The 18,495-nt window shown below is 47.9% G+C and carries 23 protein-coding genes; 17 read left to right on the forward strand and 6 right to left on the reverse strand.

Annotated features, from left to right (window positions below; translation table 11 throughout):
- Positions 1-54: 54 nt before the first annotated feature.
- From queE to xerD, 8 genes are all read left to right on the forward strand, one after another.
- A complete protein-coding gene (queE, locus tag ACFQ2T_RS10600; RefSeq protein WP_379034204.1) occupies positions 55-696 on the forward strand; it encodes a 7-carboxy-7-deazaguanine synthase QueE in 642 nt (213 codons plus the stop codon).
- A 4-nt stretch (positions 697-700) separates the two neighbouring features.
- Complete coding sequence (gene queC / locus ACFQ2T_RS10605) at positions 701-1,411, forward strand: 7-cyano-7-deazaguanine synthase QueC (protein ID WP_379034206.1); 711 nt, start codon at positions 701-703, stop codon at positions 1,409-1,411.
- A gap of 92 nt (positions 1,412-1,503) precedes the next feature.
- Positions 1,504-1,959: a 30S ribosomal protein S16 gene (rpsP, locus tag ACFQ2T_RS10610; protein ID WP_379034207.1), complete on the forward strand. Its 456-nt coding sequence runs from the start codon at positions 1,504-1,506 to the stop codon at positions 1,957-1,959.
- A gap of 23 nt (positions 1,960-1,982) precedes the next feature.
- Entirely contained in the window at positions 1,983-2,534 is a 552-nt protein-coding gene (gene rimM, locus ACFQ2T_RS10615; protein WP_379034209.1) for a ribosome maturation factor RimM, read from the forward strand.
- 17 nt (positions 2,535-2,551) lie between these two features.
- The gene (gene trmD, locus ACFQ2T_RS10620) at positions 2,552-3,286 is read left to right on the forward strand and encodes a tRNA (guanosine(37)-N1)-methyltransferase TrmD (protein WP_379035157.1); all 735 of its coding nucleotides are present in this window, start codon (positions 2,552-2,554) and stop codon (positions 3,284-3,286) included.
- A 41-nt stretch (positions 3,287-3,327) separates the two neighbouring features.
- Positions 3,328-3,717 (forward strand): 50S ribosomal protein L19, encoded by a 390-nt coding sequence (rplS, locus tag ACFQ2T_RS10625; RefSeq protein WP_379034211.1) that lies wholly within the window; start codon positions 3,328-3,330, stop codon positions 3,715-3,717.
- Between the two features lie 104 nt (positions 3,718-3,821).
- Positions 3,822-4,298: a methylated-DNA--[protein]-cysteine S-methyltransferase gene (locus ACFQ2T_RS10630; protein WP_379034213.1), complete on the forward strand. Its 477-nt coding sequence runs from the start codon at positions 3,822-3,824 to the stop codon at positions 4,296-4,298.
- An 8-nt stretch (positions 4,299-4,306) separates the two neighbouring features.
- A complete protein-coding gene (xerD, locus tag ACFQ2T_RS10635; protein WP_379034215.1) occupies positions 4,307-5,221 on the forward strand; it encodes a site-specific tyrosine recombinase XerD in 915 nt (304 codons plus the stop codon).
- Between the two features lie 896 nt (positions 5,222-6,117).
- Here the strand turns inward: xerD and folB are convergent.
- Positions 6,118-6,468: a dihydroneopterin aldolase gene (gene folB / locus ACFQ2T_RS10640; protein ID WP_379034217.1), complete on the reverse strand. Its 351-nt coding sequence runs from the start codon at positions 6,466-6,468 to the stop codon at positions 6,118-6,120.
- A gap of 115 nt (positions 6,469-6,583) precedes the next feature.
- Between folB and plsY the strand changes: the two genes are divergently transcribed.
- Positions 6,584-7,201 carry a glycerol-3-phosphate 1-O-acyltransferase PlsY gene (plsY, locus tag ACFQ2T_RS10645; RefSeq protein WP_379034219.1) on the forward strand — a complete coding sequence of 206 codons (618 nt, stop codon included), beginning with the start codon at positions 6,584-6,586 and terminating at the stop codon, positions 7,199-7,201.
- A 1-nt stretch (position 7,202) separates the two neighbouring features.
- Here the strand turns inward: plsY and tsaD are convergent, their stop codons facing one another.
- Positions 7,203-8,225, reverse strand: a complete 1,023-nt coding sequence (gene tsaD / locus ACFQ2T_RS10650; RefSeq protein WP_379034221.1) for a tRNA (adenosine(37)-N6)-threonylcarbamoyltransferase complex transferase subunit TsaD — start codon at positions 8,223-8,225, stop codon at positions 7,203-7,205.
- A gap of 138 nt (positions 8,226-8,363) precedes the next feature.
- Here tsaD and rpsU point away from each other — a divergent pair, with 138 nt between their 5' ends.
- The 4 genes from rpsU to rpoD all read left to right on the forward strand — a co-directional run bounded on the left by rpsU (position 8,364) and on the right by rpoD (position 13,059).
- The gene (rpsU, locus tag ACFQ2T_RS10655; protein ID WP_055828694.1) at positions 8,364-8,576 is read left to right on the forward strand and encodes a 30S ribosomal protein S21; all 213 of its coding nucleotides are present in this window, start codon (positions 8,364-8,366) and stop codon (positions 8,574-8,576) included.
- Between the two features lie 113 nt (positions 8,577-8,689).
- The gene (locus ACFQ2T_RS10660; protein ID WP_379034223.1) at positions 8,690-9,133 is read left to right on the forward strand and encodes a GatB/YqeY domain-containing protein; all 444 of its coding nucleotides are present in this window, start codon (positions 8,690-8,692) and stop codon (positions 9,131-9,133) included.
- A gap of 80 nt (positions 9,134-9,213) precedes the next feature.
- A complete protein-coding gene (gene dnaG, locus ACFQ2T_RS10665; protein WP_379034225.1) occupies positions 9,214-10,953 on the forward strand; it encodes a DNA primase in 1,740 nt (579 codons plus the stop codon).
- 159 nt (positions 10,954-11,112) lie between these two features.
- Positions 11,113-13,059 (forward strand): RNA polymerase sigma factor RpoD, encoded by a 1,947-nt coding sequence (gene rpoD / locus ACFQ2T_RS10670; RefSeq protein ID WP_379034227.1) that lies wholly within the window; start codon positions 11,113-11,115, stop codon positions 13,057-13,059.
- Between the two features lie 563 nt (positions 13,060-13,622).
- Here rpoD and ACFQ2T_RS10675 read toward each other — a convergent pair.
- Positions 13,623-14,216 (reverse strand): hypothetical protein, encoded by a 594-nt coding sequence (locus tag ACFQ2T_RS10675; protein WP_379034229.1) that lies wholly within the window; start codon positions 14,214-14,216, stop codon positions 13,623-13,625.
- A 160-nt stretch (positions 14,217-14,376) separates the two neighbouring features.
- Between ACFQ2T_RS10675 and ACFQ2T_RS10680 the strand changes: the two genes are divergently transcribed.
- Complete coding sequence (locus ACFQ2T_RS10680; RefSeq protein WP_379034231.1) at positions 14,377-14,775, forward strand: helix-turn-helix domain-containing protein; 399 nt, start codon at positions 14,377-14,379, stop codon at positions 14,773-14,775.
- Here the strand turns inward: ACFQ2T_RS10680 and ACFQ2T_RS10685 are convergent.
- The 3 genes from ACFQ2T_RS10685 to ACFQ2T_RS10695 form a co-directional block, all read right to left on the reverse strand.
- A complete protein-coding gene (locus tag ACFQ2T_RS10685; protein WP_379034233.1) occupies positions 14,750-15,541 on the reverse strand; it encodes a Crp/Fnr family transcriptional regulator in 792 nt (263 codons plus the stop codon). The two genes, ACFQ2T_RS10680 and ACFQ2T_RS10685, sit on opposite strands and share 26 nt — an antisense overlap.
- A 12-nt stretch (positions 15,542-15,553) precedes the next feature.
- On the reverse strand, positions 15,554-15,943 hold the full coding sequence (locus ACFQ2T_RS10690) for a DUF6232 family protein (protein WP_379034235.1): 390 nt from the start codon (positions 15,941-15,943) through the stop codon (positions 15,554-15,556).
- 383 nt (positions 15,944-16,326) lie between these two features.
- Positions 16,327-16,542: a hypothetical protein gene (locus ACFQ2T_RS10695; protein WP_379034237.1), complete on the reverse strand. Its 216-nt coding sequence runs from the start codon at positions 16,540-16,542 to the stop codon at positions 16,327-16,329.
- 233 nt (positions 16,543-16,775) lie between these two features.
- Between ACFQ2T_RS10695 and ACFQ2T_RS10700 the strand changes: the two genes are divergently transcribed.
- The 3 genes from ACFQ2T_RS10700 (at position 16,776) to ACFQ2T_RS10710 (ending at position 18,417) form a co-directional block, all read left to right on the forward strand.
- Positions 16,776-17,192, forward strand: coding sequence for a hypothetical protein (locus ACFQ2T_RS10700; RefSeq protein WP_379034239.1), 417 nt, complete (start codon positions 16,776-16,778; stop codon positions 17,190-17,192).
- 310 nt (positions 17,193-17,502) lie between these two features.
- Positions 17,503-18,042 carry a general stress protein gene (locus ACFQ2T_RS10705; RefSeq protein WP_379034241.1) on the forward strand — a complete coding sequence of 180 codons (540 nt, stop codon included), beginning with the start codon at positions 17,503-17,505 and terminating at the stop codon, positions 18,040-18,042.
- Positions 18,043-18,093: 51 nt separating this feature from the next.
- Positions 18,094-18,417, forward strand: a complete 324-nt coding sequence (locus ACFQ2T_RS10710) for a BON domain-containing protein (protein ID WP_379034243.1) — start codon at positions 18,094-18,096, stop codon at positions 18,415-18,417.
- The last annotated feature ends 78 nt before the right edge of the window (positions 18,418-18,495 follow it).

Raw genomic sequence — 18,495 nt, forward strand, 5'->3', positions numbered from 1 at the left:
TCGGCGATAATAGCGGGCAGATAGCGATATCTGCCCGTTTACTTTACTACTCTCATGACCACACTCAGAATTTTCGAAATCTTTTACTCCCTGCAAGGCGAAAGTTCGCGTGTCGGCTTGCCGACCATCTTTATTCGCCTCACTGGCTGCCCGTTGCGTTGCGTGTATTGCGATACCGAATATGCGTTCAAAGGCGGTGGCAATATGTCAGTGGATGAAATCATGCAAGAAATCAAGCAGCACGGCACGCGCTATGTATGTGTGACCGGTGGCGAGCCGCTGGCGCAAAAGGGCTGCAGTGTATTGCTCACCCGGTTATGCGATGCCGGGTACCAGGTTTCGTTGGAAACCAGTGGCGCCATGGATCTCACACCGGTAGATCATCGGGTGAAAGTGATTATGGACGTGAAAACGCCAGGCTCCGGTGAAATGTCAAAAAATCGCTGGGAAAACCTGCCGCTACTTAAAGTAGGTGACGAAGTGAAATGGGTGGTCTGTAGCCGTGAAGATTACGACTGGGCCAGGCAAATGATGGCGGAGCAGCCGTTTCCAAGCAATTGCGATCATCTGTTCTCGCCCAGTTTTAATCAGGTGAGCGGCGAGACTTTAGCCAGCTGGATATTGCAGGACCACTTGCCTGTCAGGATGCAACTGCAATTACACAAGATTTTATGGGGCGAGAAGCAAGGGGTATAAGGGGATGGTTATTAATCAGCAAAACGATCTATCCGGACACAAACCTAAAGCTGTTATTTTACTGTCCGGCGGGTTGGATTCCACAACCGTGCTGGCGATTGCGCAATCCCAAGGCTATGAGTGCTACTGCCTGAGCCTGGATTATCACCAGCGGCATAATGTTGAATTGCTGGCCGCACAACGGGTCGCCCAAGCCTTAGGTGCAGCAGAGCATAAAACAGTACAACTGGATCTGTCATTGTTTGGTGGCTCTGCGCTCACAGATGATGCGATTGCGGTGCCTGAGCATGAAACACAAGGCATCCCGGTGACCTATGTGCCGGCGCGGAATACCATCATGCTGTCATTATCGTTGGCCTGGGCAGAGGTGCTGGAAGCCAGTGATATTTTTATTGGTGTGAATGCGCTGGATTATTCAGGCTATCCTGATTGCCGCGGCGAGTATGTAAAAGCATTCCAGCAAATGGCCAATCTGGCGACCAAAACGGCAGTGGAAGGCCAACCGATCACCGTGCATGCACCGCTGATCGATATGACCAAGGCCGAGATTATCCGCACTGGCCATGCATTAGGCGTAGATTACGGGCTGACAGTTTCCTGCTACCAGGCAGATGATGCCGGGGCAGCCTGCGGGGTGTGTGATTCCTGCCGGTTCCGCAAAACGGGTTTCGTGCAAGCCGGCGTCAATGATCCAACCCTATACCGGAATGTCTGATCAGCTAAGTGAAAAGAACTTGCCACTGCGCGTAATTATCAAGTATAATCCGCGCCTTTCTGCTAAGAATTCATTTTTAAGAGAACAAGATTATGGTCGTTATTCGTTTATCACGCGGTGGTTCTAAGAAGAACCCGTTTTACAGCGTAGTTGTGGCAGATTCCCGCAACCGTCGTGACGGTCGTTTCGTTGAGCGCATCGGTTTTTACAATCCATCAGCGCGTGCTGGTGCAGAAGGCCTGCGTATCAATGAAGAGCGCGCGCAATACTGGATCGGTACCGGTGCTCAAGTGTCTGACACGGTTGCACGTCTGGTTAAATTCCACGCTAAAGGTGTGGATGGTATGGCTGCTGCTAAAGCTAAAGACGCTGCTAAAGCGGATGCTGCCAAGGCGAAAAAAGAAGCTGATGCTGCTGCTAAAGTAAAAGCTGAAGCTGACGCAGCTGCTGCAGAAGCCGCTGCCAAAGAAAAGGCTGATGCAGACGCTAAAGCTGAAGCGGATGCTGCTGCAGCCGCCGCAACTGCTGAAACACCAGCTGCTGAATAATCTTTATTTACGCCTGAATTCAGATGGCGTTTGAAGATATGGTTGTGATGGGGCGCATTGTCGCCCCATATGGCGTTTATGGGTGGCTTAAAGTGCTGCCGGATACCGAGCATCTGGATGGGCTGCTGGATTACCAGGCCTGGTGGATAGGCAAAGCGCCTAACTGGCGTGAATGCACAGTTGAGCAAACCAAGATTCACAATGATGTGTTGCTGATTAAGCTGGCAGGCGTCGCAGACCGCGATGCCGCATTCAGCATGAAAGGCCAGCAAATCGCGGTACCGCGTGCAGCATTGCCGGAACCTGATGAAGGTGAGTATTACTGGTCTGACCTGGTTGGCTTGAGTGTAACTAATACCAAAGGCGTTGTGTTTGGCAAAATCACGCAGGTATTTGAAACCGGTGCCAATGACGTGCTGGTTGTGCGTGAAGAGCACCCCACCAGCGTCAAGGGTAAAGATGGCAAGTTGCATGAGGAATACCGCGAGCGCTTGATTCCTTTTACCAGTGATGCAGTGCCGGATGTGAATATAAAAGCGGGCACGGTGCTGGTTGACTGGGATGCCGATTTTTAAAGGAAACAATGCTCATGATGCAGATTGAAGTCATCAGTTTGTTTCCTGAGATGTTTGCAGCACTGACAGAGCATGGCATTACCAGCCGTGCCAGGCAGCGTGGCTTGTATCAGTTAAACCTGATTAATCCACGCGAGTATACGCAAGATGTGCATCACACGGTCGATGACAGGCCGTATGGCGGTGGCCCCGGCATGGTGATGATGGCGGAGCCGCTGGCGGCAGCGATTAAAGATGCCAAGGCAAGCTTGCAGGCAAGAGGGTTAACGCCCACGGTGATTCATCTGTCACCAAGAGGACAGCCACTCACTCATGAAAAAGTGATGGCGCTCAAAGATTGTGAGGGGCTGGTGCTGTTGGCCAGTCGCTATGAAGGAGTAGACCAGCGCTTGCTGGAGTCACTGGTAGATGAGGAAGTCTCTATCGGTGATTATGTGTTAAGTGGCGGCGAATTACCCGCCATGGTATTGCTGGATGCGATTATCCGCCAGTTACCAGGTGCGCTTGGGGACGCTGATTCAGCGCAGGAAGATTCGTTTGTAAACGGCCTGCTCGATTACCCGCACTACACGCGCCCGGAAGTATTTGAAGGATTAGCGGTGCCACCGGTGTTATTGTCGGGGCACCACGCAAAGATTAGACAATGGCGGTTACAGCAATCGCTATTGCTAACAAGGGCTAAACGCCCGGATTTACTCGCCGAAAGGCAGTTGACGAAGGAAGAGGCTAGGCTACTCAAAGATGTAGGGTAGGAACGAGCTCTTTACAATTAAAAGGAACGAAAGGAAGTAACATGGCAGACATTATCAAAATGTTAGAGCAGGAAGAAATCGCCCGCTTGAACAAAACTATCCCTAGCTTTGCACCAGGCGACACAGTGATCGTAGGTGTGAACGTGGTTGAAGGTACACGTAAACGGGTGCAGGCTTACGAAGGCGTCGTGATCGCTAAACGTAACAGAGGCCTGAACTCTTCATTTATCGTACGTAAAATTTCTTCAGGTGAAGGCGTTGAGCGTACATTCCAGACTTACTCCCCGCAAATCGCTTCTATCGAAGTGAAACGCCGTGGTGACGTGCGTCGCGCCAAGTTGTACTACTTGCGTGAGCGTTCAGGTAAATCTGCACGTATTAAAGAGAAACTGGTTGCGCGCGAGAAAGATATCGCTGCAAACAACAGTTAATTTAAGCGTTGCTCAAAAAGCCCTTCTTCGGAAGGGCTTTTTTTATTACTCAATGTGCCTTTATGGTTGTTGCGCCATGCACAAGATTAAAGTTTAATGAGTGCATGAAAAGCCTTGATGATGAACTTGATGCTTTAGTCCCGGCACCGTTCGGTTTTGTCGGTGTGCGCTGTGATGAAGCAGGTGAAGAACTCCAGCTCTTGTTACAAGCCTTGCCGCTGAAAGCTAATCCGAATCCGCGTGCCCTCGCAGTGGCTGAGCAAGTTTCCGCTTATCTGGAAGATCCGCATGCGGTTTGGCAAACAATAACCCCAAACCGTGGCACCGCTTACCAGCAACGTGTCTGGCAAGCCATGCGCGAAATCCCGGTCGGCGAAACGCGGACTTATGGGCAATTGGCTGCCGCCATCCGGTCTGGCCCGCGTGCCGTCGCCAACGCCTGTGGCGCCAACCCGCTGCCTTTGTTTAACCCGTGTCACCGTATCGTCGCCAGCAATGGCCTGGGCGGGTTTATGCAGGGTATAGAGGGCGGCCTGGACATCAAGCGCTGGTTACTGGCACACGAGCAACGTGCCCGATAAATAACGCCATGTTGCAAAACAAAGAGAGTGCGTCAGCTGTCACGCTTCCCGAGATCGATAGCTTTATCGATCAGTTGTGGCTTGAAGACGGATTGTCACAGAATACACTTTCAAGCTACCGCAATGACCTTAAAGGCTTTGCCGAATGGGCCAGTAAACACGCGCTCACGCTATGGGAAGTGCAATCGCATCATGTGCAGGAATACCTAGCGCATCGCTTCCCCTTGGTCAAAGTCAGGAGCATCAACCGGCTGATTGCGACCTTGCGTCGCTTCTACCGCTATGCTTTGCTGACGAACCTGATCAAGCAGGACCCGACGCTGCATATCGAAGCGCCAAAAATGCCCAAGCAATTACCTAAAACCATGAGCGAATCGCAAGTGGAGGATTTGCTGCACGCGCCCAATGTGGATACCCCACTTGGAATGCGCGACCGGGCGATGCTTGAGTTGTTGTATGCAAGCGGTTTGCGGGTTTCCGAGTTGGTGAATATCACCATTGCAGAGGTCAGCACGCAAGATGGTGTGGTACGTGTGACCGGTAAAGGCAGCAAAACAAGGCTGGTGCCTATGGGGCAGGAAGCTGCTGAATGGATAGACCGTTATTTGGGCCAGGCCAGGGCGGAGATATTAAAAGGCAGCTTGAGTAATGCGGTGTTTGTCACTAATCGTGGCGATGCGATGACGCGGCATGCTTTCTGGCATCTGATTCAGCGGTATGCGCTGCAGGCGGGCATTTCCCAGCATATCAGCCCGCATGTGTTGCGGCACGCGTTCGCTACGCATCTGCTGAATCATGGTGCGGATTTGCGGGTGGTGCAGATGCTGCTGGGGCATGCGGATATTTCTACGACGCAGATTTATACGCATGTGGCGAGGGAGCGGTTGCAGCAGTTGCATAAGATGCATCATCCGAGAGGGTAGAAGTGTTCTGATCGGGATTGTGGCTGAGAGTGAGCAGGAGTTTCGTGCAGCATGCTCTGTACCTACGTAACGACGCTTATGCAGAAATCAAGGTGCTCTGCAAAAATCTCGTCATTCCGGCGAAGGCCGGAATCTAGGCGAGGTTGATTTCTAGTTTGGTTACAATCGAAGAGTGAGCTCTGCGCTTACTGTATCAATTAATTAGGTAATTCTTCAAATATTGGTCCATTCTTTTTCGCCTCTAGGCGAGTTACTTTTCTTTGCTTGCACAAAGAAAAGCTAACCAAAAAAAATGCACCCTAGCTTCCGCTTTCTCCCTGCGTTGCTCATCAGCGTGGGCGGCCAACGAAACTCGCCCTGACAAGCCACACAGAACGTGACTTGTTGCGGAACTCGAACAGACGCTGGCCGACACCTCCCCCGCTGAGTGCGCTACTCGGCGCGTCAGATAGGGGCCCATTAAAAGCACACGCTTTCAAATTGAGTGTAATTCTTTACGTTGCATCCCGCTCAGCCACTGTGGAAAAGAAACAAAGAATTAGAATTATCAGAATTTGAATTTGTTCTTAGAAGTTAAAAACTTACTTAGCGCCCACCGTCCTGAACATTATATAGCTGTTTCATCGTGGTGGTTTTAACCGGGCCCCTATTTGACGCGCCGAGTAGCGCAGTCAAAACAAGGTGAAGGGAGCGTTTGTTTGAGTCCCGCAGCAGCTCACGCTCTATGTGAGCTGCCAGGTCGAGTTTCGCTACCGCTTGTTTTGGCGAGCAACACAGGAAAAAAGCGGAAGCTAGGGTGCCTTTTCTTTTGGTTACTTATTCTTTGGGCAAGCAAAGAAAAGTCACTCGCCTAGGGGCGAAAAACAACATGACCAAATCGCTAAGAATTAGCAATTTTAACCTTTCCGATAAATAGTAATCCCCAACGCCTTCAATCCCGGCAATATCCCCGGCTTGCTCACCTTCAACTTCACATCCATTGCCTTAAATTCCTGCAACACCAACTGACAAACATGTTCCCCCAACGCTTCCACCAGTTTAAAGCTACGCTCCGCTAATGTCTCTCGAATACGCCCCACCACCTGCCCATAATCAATGGTGTCTTCAATCGCATCACTGTGGCAGGCTTTACTAAAGTCATAACCGATTTCAATATCCAGAATAATGGTTTGCGGCACGGCGCGCTCCCAATCCGGTACGCCAAGTTTGGTTTGTACTTTGACTTGTTCAAGAAAAATCGTGTCCATCGCTATGCGTCCTTTGTTATTTCCGCGCGGGCCGGAATCCAGTATGATTCGGCATCATACAACATCGCGCAGTGGCTGACATACCGCCTGCTACGCATCTCTTGAGAGTTTGAGCATGAGTGAATTTGGTTTCGGGTTTGAGGTTGAGGCGCTGATCTGGGTGGTGGCTGCCTATTTGATCGGGTCGATTGCTTTCGGCATTATTGTCAGCAAGCTATATCGCCTGCCAGACCCGCGTTCGGTCGGTAGCGGCAATATCGGCGCGACCAATGTGGCGCGTAGCGGTAAAAAATCTGCTGCTATTTTAACTTTGTTAGGTGACGCGTTTAAGGGCTGGTTGCCGGTGTGGCTTGCATTGCATGCAGGCATGTTGATGGATGTGGTTGCGCTGGTTGGCCTGGCGGTTTTCTTGGGGCATTTATACCCGATTTACCACAAATTTAAAGGCGGTAAAGGCGTAGCCACTGCACTTGGTGTGATGATAGCGTTTTCAGGCTGGTTGGCGTTAAGTGTCATCGCGGTGTGGCTGGTGGTATTTTTAATTAGCCGGATTTCTTCATTGTCAGCCCTGGTTGCAGCGCTACTTGCTCCGGTGATTGCCTGGCAGTTCCTGTCACCTTATCCGGTGTATGTCGCGGTGGTTGTGGTGATGACGGCATTTTTGGTTATTCGCCATCAATCCAATATCGAGAAATTACTGGCGGGTACCGAAACGCGCTTCGGCAAAAAGTGAATCAAGCTGGCGCTTTAAGCTCGGCCAAGTCCCAGCGTGGGCGTACGCTGAAGCTGTAATCTGGCGTGCTTTGCTGCATGGCATGCAGGCGCATGGCACCGGCAAAGGCAATCATGGCACCGTTATCTGTACAGAACTCCAGCCGCGGGTAACTGACGCTCACGCCGCGCTTTGCTGCCGCTTCGTTCAGGCGTTCTCTCAAGCGTTTGTTGGCGCCCACGCCACCTGAAACCACCAGTCTTTTCAGTTTGGTCTGCTTGAGTGCTTTCATGCATTTGAGCGTCAGGATTTCGGTGACTGATTCCTGAAATTCCCAGGCTATGTCCTGCACTGTTTCTTCATCCAGCTGTGGCTGATTATTCACCAGCGTCAGTACTGCCGTCTTCAGGCCGCTAAAGCTGAAATTCAAATCCGGGCTATTCAACATGGGGCGAGGTAGCTGGAAGCGCGGTTTGCCAGACTCTGCCAGCTTTGAGAGCGCAGGGCCACCCGGGTAGCCGATCTTCATCAGCTTGGCAGTCTTATCAAAGGCTTCCCCCGCCGCATCATCCAGCGTGTCACCCAGTAATTCATATTGGCCGATACCATCCACCCGCATGAGTTGGCTATGGCCGCCAGACACCAGCAGCGCCACAAACGGGAACGCTGGCGGGTTTTCTTCCAGCATGGGTGCGAGCAGATGCCCTTCCAGATGATGCACCCCAACGGATGGCACGTTTAGCGCAAACGCCAGTGATTGCGCAATACTGGTTCCGACCAGCAACGCCCCCGCAAGCCCCGGGCCCTGGGTATAAGCAATGCCTTCTATTTCCTGCAAAGTTTTATCTGCCTGGGCGAGCACTTGTTGTGTCAGTGGTAGTGCGCGACGGATATGGTCGCGGGAGGCCAGCTCAGGGACTACACCGCCATAAGCGGCATGCATATCTATCTGCGAGTGCAACGCGTGCGCCAGCAAGCCACGGCGCGTGTCGTACAACGCTACCCCGGTTTCGTCACAGGAAGATTCAATGCCTAATACCAACATTAAGAAACGGCTCGCTTATGATTTTTTACAGAAAAGATTGATAAATCCAGATAAGCGCGATAGAATACGCGGTTTTCAGTGCTGCATCAATCCGCAAGCACGATTGTCTAAACTAATAATTGAAGGATAGGGATTTACATGACCGCTATTCGTGTGAAAGAGAACGAACCGTTTGACGTTGCATTGCGCCGTTTTAAGCGTTTGATTGAAAAAACCGGTTTGTTGAACGACTTGCGTGCACGCGAGTTCTACGAAAAACCAACATGGGAACGTAAACGTAAAGCTGCTGCTGCGGTGAAACGTCAATACCGTCGTCTGCGCAACCAACAGTTGCCGACAAAACTCTATTAATTTTTAGAGTGTGTTCTGCGGTTAGCCGGATGCTTGGTTAACTGAATATTGCAAAGGTTGTGGCGTGCCACAACCTTTAGCTATTTATAGTCAGCCTTTTTGTTGGATACCTTATGAGCTTAAAAGCACAAATCACCGAAGACATGAAAACCGCCATGCGCGCCAAAGATACGGCCAAACTTGGCGTGATTCGTTTATTGCTGGCGGCGATCAAGCAGCGTGAGGTGGATGAGCGTATTGAACTGGATGATGCCGCTGTTATTACTGCCATTGAGAAAATGCTCAAACAGCGCCGCGATTCAATTGCTGCTTTTGAAAGTGCCGAGCGGCATGATCTGGCTGACCAGGAAAAGTTTGAAGTCACCGTGTTGCAGGAATATTTGCCAGCACAGATGAGTGAAGAAGAAATCAAGGCCATTATCGCCAAAGTGGTGGCTGACACTGGTGCTGCCGGTGCCAAAGATATGGGTAAAGTGGTTGGTGCTGTGAAACCGCTGGTAGCAGGCAAAGCGGATATGGCTAAAGTATCCGGCCTAATTAAAGCTGCTTTAGGCTAAGTTTGCAGACGGTGGCACAAGACTTAGAGGGCGCATTGGCGCCCTTTGTTTTTTGCTCCGCTTAAGCGATACTTGCATTTATGATCCCCGAAAGTTTTATTCAAGAACTGCTTAATCGCGTTGATGTTGTCGAAGTCATCGACAAGGTAGTTCCACTGAAAAAAGCGGGGGCGAATTATTCAGCCTGTTGCCCGTTCCATAACGAAAAATCCCCCAGTTTCACCGTGAGCCCGACCAAGCAGTTTTACCATTGCTTTGGCTGTGGCGCGCATGGCTCGGCGCTTAGTTTCCTGATGGAGTATAACGGGCTGAGCTTTATCGAAGCGATCAATGACCTGGCAAGGCAGGTCGGCATGATCGTACCGCAGGAAAAACGCGACCCTAACCAGCCCGAAGCGCCCAGCAAAGCAGTGATGTTGAGTTTGCAGGAAACCTTGCATCAGGCGGCGGCTTTTTACAAGGCCGAGCTGAAAAAATCACCGCATGCGATTGAGTATCTAAAGGGCCGTGGCTTGAGCGGGCAGGTGGCTGCCAAGTTCCAGGTCGGTTACGCGCCGGCTGGCTGGCAAAATCTGCAAGCGGTATTCCCAGGCTATGAAGCAGAGGCGCTTGAAATTGCGGGCCTTGTGGTGCAAAACGAGCAGGGGCGGCGCTATGATCGCTTTCGCGACCGAATCATGTTTCCCATCCATAACCAGAAGGGCGAAGTGATCGGCTTTGGTGGCCGCGTGATCAACCCGGAAGATACGCCAAAATATTACAACTCGCCGGAAACGCCCTTGTTCCAAAAAGGCCATGAGCTGTATGGCCTGTTTATGGCGCGGCGCGCTATTCGCGATGCTGGTCGCGTGCTGGTCGTTGAAGGCTACATGGATGTAGTGGCATTGGCGCAATATGGGATTGAATATGCTGTGGCAGCATTGGGTACGGCGACGACGCCGTTTCATATTGCCAAATTGATGCGCCAGACCGATGAAATCGTCTTCAGTTTTGATGGTGATAAAGCCGGCCGCACAGCGGCCTGGCGTGCGGTGATGAATGCCTTGTCTGCGATTAAAGATGGCCTGAAATTGCGTTTCCTGTTTCTGCCTGCCGAACATGATCCCGACAGTTTTGTGCGTGAATTCGGCAAAGAGGCATTCGAGGCGGAAATGGATAAAGCCATGCCGCTGTCGCAGTATATTATCCAGCACTTGAGTGAGCACAATGCTATGGCGTCGCAGGAAGATAAAGTGCAGTTCCTGAATGATGCCGAGCCTATCCTCAAGCAGATACAAGCGCCACGCTTTGCCATGTTGTTACGCAAAAAAGTCGCTGAAATGACTGGCCTGGGTGAAGGTGAGATGCAGCGCATGCTGAAACTACCCAACCCGGCCAAAACGCAGCAAAAAGCGCCACGTCAACGTTCAAGAACACCGTCATCGTTACATTTGCGCCTGGCGTTGATATTGCTCATGCGGCCGCAATGGGCACGGCAGGATTTGCTTGATCAGATATTGGGTGAAAGTGATGAGGAACACATGTTGCGCGAGATTGTAAAAGCAGCGATCGCGCATCCTGCGTCGCGCCCGGTGGTGCTGTTGCAGATCATCAGCCCTGTCATTTCTCAAGTGTTCAGCAATCAATTGCACAGAGAGTTGTCTTTACTGGACGAAAGCCTGGACTTCACTCTTGAATTTGAAGGGGCGTGTACCCAATTATCCGATATGGCGCTGGCAGCACGAGATAAATCGTTGCTCGGCAAACTTACAGAAAAGCCGTTTTCTACACTCTCAGATGCTGAACGAGAGTCGTTACGACAGTTAACCAGCAAGCGCTAGCCTGTTTTTACCAAATACCCACAAAAAGCGTCATGGGTATGCTTAAAGAAAATGCAAAAATCAGGTAAAATGTAGGGTTTCCCGTAATGTTATAGCGAGTGGCGTGTCAGAAGATATGGTCGGCGCTCGACAACAATCATTTTAGAGGTGGAATCGGCCATGGCCAGACCCAAAGCAGATAAAAGTTTAGATAAAGAACTCGGAATCAAAGAAGTCGAATCCCCTAAAGACCCAGCCACCCAGGCGATGGATGCCGAGGCGCGCCGTACCCGCCTTAAAACCCTGATTGTTCTTGGTAAAGAGCGTGGCTACCTCACCTACGCCGAAATTAATGACCACCTGCCGGATGATGTGCAAGACTCCGAGCAGATCGAGAGCATTATCGGCATGATCAATGACATGGGTATCCAGGTGTATGAAGAGGCGCCTGATGCCGAAGTCCTGCTCATGTCTGACGCACCGCCAGCTGTCACCGATGAAGATGCTGCCGAAGAAGCTGAACAAGCCCTGGCAACCGTAGATTCAGAATTTGGCCGTACTACTGACCCGGTGCGTATGTACATGCGCGAAATGGGTACAGTAGACCTGCTGACCCGTGAGGGCGAGATCGAAATCGCCAAACGTATCGAAGATGGCCTCAAGCACATGGTGCATGCAATTGCCGCCTGTCCGACCACCATCGCCCAGTTGCTGGAGATGGTAGATAAAGTCGAAAAAGACGAGATGAGCGTCGACGAGCTGGTGGACGGCCTGATTGATAGTGACTTGGGCCTGGATGATGCCCTGGCTGCAGTAGAAGCCGAAGAAGAAGCTGGCGAAGAAGAGGAAGAAGAAGACGAAGAAGATGATGAAGCCAAAGCATCTTCCATGTCCGCCGAGTTGCTGGCGAAACTGAAGGAAGAAGTACTTAATCGCTTCTCCGTCATTCGCGCAACCAATGCCAAAATGAACGAAATTCGTGCAGCCAAAGGCACGCAAAACGACGAATACAAAACCTTGCACCAGCAAGTCCTTGATGAACTGACCACTTTCCGTTTCTCTGCCAAACAGGTTGAAGCCTTGTGCGACCAGGTACGTAACATGGTTGAAGAAGTGCGCTCGCATGAACGTAAAATCATGGAATTCTGTGTAGACCGCGCCGGTATGCCGCGCCAGCACTTCATCAAGAGCTTTGTCGGTAACGAAATCAACCTGGAGTGGCTGGATAGCGAACTGGCGGGTAACCCGGCTTACACCGAGCGCCTGTCACGTTTCAGACACTCTATCCTCGATCAACAAGAACGCCTGCAAAACCTGCAAGTGCGTGTAGGCTTGCCTATCAAAGAGCTGCGCGATATCAACAAGCAAATGACTACAGGCGAAGCCCGTGCCCGCCGTGCCAAACGCGAAATGATCGAAGCCAACTTGCGTCTGGTGATCTCGATTGCAAAAAAATACACCAACCGTGGTTTGCAGTTCCTCGACTTAATCCAGGAAGGCAACATCGGCCTGATGAAAGCGGTAGATAAATTTGAATACCGCCGTGGTTACAAATTCTCTACCTACGCGACATGGTGGATCCGCCAGGCAATCACGCGTTCTATCGCTGACCAGGCACGTACCATCCGTATCCCGGTACACATGATCGAAACCATCAACAAGATGAACCGTATCAGCCGCCAGATCCTGCAAGAAACCGGTCTGGAACCTGATCCGGCGACCCTGGCTGAAAAAATGGAAATGCCGGAAGAAAAAATCCGCAAAATCCTCAAAATCAGCAAAGAGCCGATCTCGATGGAAACGCCTATCGGTGACGACGAAGACTCCCATTTGGGCGACTTTATCGAAGACAACACCACACTGGCACCAATGGATGCTGCGGTTTACGCCAGCCTGCGTGACGCCACCAGCGAAGTCCTGGAGTCATTGACGCCACGCGAAGCCAAAGTACTGCGTATGCGTTTTGGTATCGAAATGAACACCGACCACACGCTAGAAGAAGTGGGCAAACAGTTTGACGTGACCCGTGAACGTATCCGTCAGATCGAAGCGAAAGCACTGCGTAAATTGCGTCATCCAACACGCTCTGAGCGCCTGCGCAGCTTCTTAGAAAACGGACAAGATTAGTTTATAATCACTCGCTTTCCGGCCCCTTAGCTCATGCTTGGTTAGAGCACGTCTTCCCCCCTACCATTTACCACTCGGTAGAGGAACCAAGCAAACACAAGGGGTCTGGAGGTGGTAAGTTACCATTTTACTAACAGTGATTTACCAGTAATGGAAAATCAAAAGAAGTTATAATGTATTGATATAGAAATTGTTGACCGCTATTTCAGTCAACATAAATGTTTTAAAGGCCCCTTAGCTCATGCTTGGTTAGAGCAGCGGACTCATAGAGAAATTTGTGCCATATGTTTGGAAACTTCATATGGGATGGTGTCAAATTCGGTGAAACCTGACGGCAGAAATGCACAAGGCAATGCCGAGCGAAGCTTCAAATAGAAATGTTTGTAGAACGTGTAGAGACTAGACGGCACCCACCTAAAGCGATTGAAAAATCACCATGGTGAAGGCATAGTCCAGGGAGATAGGAAACTATCACAAACCAGAATCCGTTGGTGCTGTGTTCGACTCACAGAGGGGCCACCAAGTTAAAAAGACTCAAGGTTAGCGCCTTGGGTCTTTTTTATTCATGAGGCATAGAGTAATTCAGCCACAAAATCTGGAAATATTTCCTTTGCAATTGCACGCAGATTGTTCACTTCTTCAATAGAGGTAAAACTATTTGACAATTCGATTAATGTTATAAATATCGGAATAGCAATTGCAAAAAGTACCTCATCCTCATAATTCCCGTAGACAAGAAAGCTATTGCCCAATAAGTACTTCCTTAGACCACTAATTATGAGTATCAAGCTGATTAGTAAATCTGAGAACTCTGGGTCAGAGAGCTGCAAAGTATTCTGAAGAAATCTATCTTTGTTACAGTCGCCCATGGAAACTGTATAAAACGCTGTAGTTATGCTCGGCTTACCATTAACAGTAAGAAGTTGCTTGTAGGTTTCGTAAGTTTCTTTATATACAGGATCTTCCTTTGAAACTAAGCTGGCTAAATGGCCCTCGGTAACTAGAGTTCTGATTGATTTCAGTGATGAATCGAAATTTAGAACTTTCGCTTCAAAATAATTCCAAAGGACGAGATAGTTTACTAAAAGAGTTTTCTTATCCTTTGGTAATTTCTTGAACGGAGTACTCCAAGCAACTTCAGGCAATATTAATTTCATTACAACCTTTCATTCTTCACTTCAAAAGTGAACCCACGTAAACACAAAAATCAATTGTCAATCTAATAACATATATAGTTAATATGTTAATAATCAATGACTTATTGAAATAATTACCCTAGTGTAGTAAATTTTGTTCGATTACACAAATGGAATGAATATGTCCCCCGGAGCACTCTTTTTAAAGACTGCAAGATCCAGCAGAAATTTATATCAGAAAGAAATTGCACATCTACTTGGATTGAATGCCAGCACCATCGCATGTATTGAATCTGGTCACAAAAATGTAGATTGGAAAAAGCTTGAACTTGTGATGATCGAGAAACTACAATTGAATGAGAGTGAGCGTCTCCAATTAGCAGACGCTGTCAGTCATTCTGACCACAAGTTCCGCCTTTCCCTGAAAACACCTCATGATAAGTTTTACATCGTGAATGAAATATTCAATCAGTTGGATACGATGAGCCAGAAGCAAGTGGATTTAATCAAACTATGTTTAAGACTGGAAGATATCCATCTTTTAGAGCATGTCCTTAAGTTAGGTGGATATCCATATTAAAATTGCCACCTACAACATCAATGGGATCAATATGTGCTATTTGCTTATGATTTCTATGCATATCTGGAAGTAGACGATCAAACTCCGTTTTCACCACCTGGTAACATTCACAGACCGTCTTTTCAAGCTTGGGTCGATCGAGTACATGTATGTGCCCCCTCGAATACTCAATCATTCCGGCACGTTGTAACTTTCCTGCGGCCTCAGTGACCCCTTCACGACGCACACCAAGCATATTCGCAATCAACTCTTGCGTCATGAGAAGATCATCTGCAGATAATCTGTCCAGACTCAGTAATAACCAACGACACAATTGTTGCTCTATGGAATGATGCCGATTGCATACAGCAGTTTGAGTCATTTGTGTAATTAAAGCCTGCGTGTAGCGTAAGAGTAAATGCATCATCGCACCGCCACTGTTAAATTCCATTTTTAACAGGCTGGACCGCATCCTATATCCATAGCCAGCGCTTTGCACAACAGCACGACTAGGCGTGGTTTCGCCCCCCATGAATAATGCGATTCCCAATACGCCCTCATTACCTACGACTGCAATCTCAGCGGATGCACCGCTGGCCAATACATACAATAAAGAGACAATAGAGGTGGTTGGAAAGTAAACATGCTGCAACTGTCCCCCAGACTCATATAACGTCTGCCCCAATGGCATAGCGACGTACTCAAGCATACGAAGAATTCGTGTGTAATCGGCTTCTGGCAGTGCTTGCAACAGATGATTTTGTTGTGGCGAGGGTAGATCTTCCATATTCTGTTTTTCTTAGTTAATCATTAGCTGAGGCGAGCCTCTCAAAGAGATAGCTACATTCACTGCCGTCATGACGCTTTCCATATCCAAAAAATCTTCACTCAATATTGCTTGGTGATCTCCAGTTGGAGTATGAATAACAATCGAATATTTAGGTTTTGCAAGATGCCAAAGTAATCCGCTAAATACGATTGAAAGGAGACCAATTGGAGGCCCGAATCCACTAGCAAATAGAAGGGCTAGTCCTCCAAACAAGGAAACTCTGGCAAAGCCCAATGGGCGTTTAAGCATCTTGGGTTCAATTGAAGTGATGCTTTTAAGAGATATAGCTTTACCGTTAACAATAAGCTGACTGTAACTTATGATCACTCCCAGATGACTGAAGTAAATAGAATCTTCCATAAATCATCCAAGTATTTAACTTAAAGTTAGACGTCATTCATGAGGAAATTATTGGTTAACTACTATAGGGTCTGCCCAATGCCCTTGGTTATAAAGGGCTTGAGCTGATTGAGTAGCTGAAGAACTGTCATATCATCCGCGCAGAACATTTATCAACAAAGCCATAACATGAGGCATGGAAGATTCTCTCGCTAATGTTCAAATTGTTATATGAGATTTAATACGAGCATAGTCCATACTCACTTTCATGTATGTTCGGTATCGCACATATAGGCATCAACTTAAGCAAGTTACATAGGCCTTTATAAATCCTCTTTTATTCTGATGTCCAATGGACGTCGGGTGCGCCTGTTATATTCGGTGGAAGTTAGGACTGTAAACGTTTACTTTCCCATATCATCTTTTATGTCTTTTAACCAATCTAGAATTTGGTTTTCTACATCAGCCGTCGTATGTTCGTAACTTTTTTTCATTTTGTGCTCAGAAGATGGGTCATTTTCTTTATCGTACTTTGGTTGGGTTAACGGTTTGCTATGCCGTTTCTGCCGAGGGCCATTATCAGACATTAAAAAACAAGCAGTAGTGTTTGCAGTATTCATGTTGGTAACCATCCATTTCACAAAAATTCAATGACGTGCTATCCAAGCCTAGTCAATAGCCCAGCCACTTTCCGTCTGTTAGCGCACAATACAATTGATTCACCGTACACTAAGTTACTTAACAGACAGACTTCGCAAGGACGATATGAGTAAATGAAACACAAGTGACTGGCTACTCAGGTTTTTAACAATCCAATGTACAAAGCAAGTGACATATTCCAAAGGAAATGAACATGTATCTACGTTATATAGTATCGATTGTATGCCTGTGCCTGGCATCTACCACAGTAAGTGCTACTGTATTAACAAAAAAGGAAATATCTAAATTAGAAGAGTCCATTACATTTGAATATCGACAAGGCCTGAAGGTTTGTGACACATTGAATTGGAATGAAAGCGATGTGTGCACTGCACAAGCAAACTCTAAACGAGATATTGACCGGGCTGAGCTGAAGGCAAATGTGAATCCTACGGCAAAGTCCCGCTATGCGGCATTGATGGCTCATATGAATGGTAACCACGAAGTTGCCATCATAAAATGTGATGGTGTTGCGCTTAGCGATAAAGTGGCCTGCTTGAGTGACGCTGAAGGCGCCAAAGAAATTGCATTACAAAAGGCAAACAACTTCTGGGGTAAGTTAATTCAATAAATATCAACCGGCCTGTCTGGCTGAAATTATCAGTAATCAGCCAGTAGCCCACCTTAACGAAAACAGCAAGTCAGCCTACATCCACTTCCATTCGCCCCTACAAATATTGATGTGCTACACATTAAATGCTTTTCAGCCGACTTCCATGAATTAGCTCTCTTGCCTCGGTAGTGTTTAATAACATTTAAACATCTCATTTAGATTATTTTCTGGTTTACAAAATAGCTTTCCCATAAGTGTCAAAGCGTACAGAGATTTATGCGTGATAAGACAATACTCTCGCCTCTTACCTTGGAATTAGGGAATCAATATGACAAAAATTCATTGTGTGACTGTTGGAGTGTTTGCTAACCATGACAATGCAGAGACTGCAGTTAAGGATTTAGAGAGAGCTGGCTATAACATGAAAAAACTATCCATCATTGGCCGTGGTTATCATAGTGAAGAAAACGTTGTTGGTTATTACAACGTTGGCGCTCGGATGGCTCATTGGGGCAAGAACGGATTATTCTGGGGTTGGGTATGGGGAGTCGTTTTTGGATCTGCATTCTTTTTTATCCCCGGTATTGGCCCCGTTATAGCGGGTGGCCCAATCGTTAGTTGGCTTTTGGGTGCCTTGGAGTCTGCTGCAATCGTCGGTGGCTTAAGCACACTTGGCGGCGCACTTGCGGGTATAGGCATCCCTAAAGATAGTGTACTGATGTATGAGACAGCGATCAAGACAGACAAATTTGTTCTCTTGTTACATGGAAAGTATGAGGATGCTGAAAAAGCTAAGAGTATCTTGATAAGAAATAATGCAGAAAATACAGACTCACATGAATTTTTATCAAAAACATATGCGCATTAAGTTTTCATTTTATTAATGAATCACATCAAATTAAAAACTAGAGGAACCATCATGACTTTCAAACATATATTAAGCCTTCTGTTAACAGCCGGCCTCATCTTTTCTGCATTAGGATACACAGCCGATAGAGACACTCATGAAACTAATACTTACGTAAAAGATTCAGTGATCACAAGCAAAGTCAAAAAAAATCTAGCTGAAGAAAAATTATCGAACTTGGTAAATATCAGGGTTGAAACAGATGGATCTGGTGAGGTGACATTAAAAGGGAAAGTGACGACTCAAGAGTTAGCGGATAAAGCTATATCGATCGCACAGGCAGTTGAAGGAGTTAATTCCGTAAAAAGTGAGCTGAAGATAGTGCCAAAAAAGTAGAATTCACAGCTCGAAAAATCAGATTATTTATATAAATGTGGCACGCACCTCCGTGCCACATACTTACTGCAGATATAG

The sequence above is a fragment of the Methylophilus flavus genome, from assembly GCF_042678905.1.
GTDB classification, from domain to species: Bacteria; Pseudomonadota; Gammaproteobacteria; order Burkholderiales; family Methylophilaceae; genus Methylophilus; species Methylophilus flavus.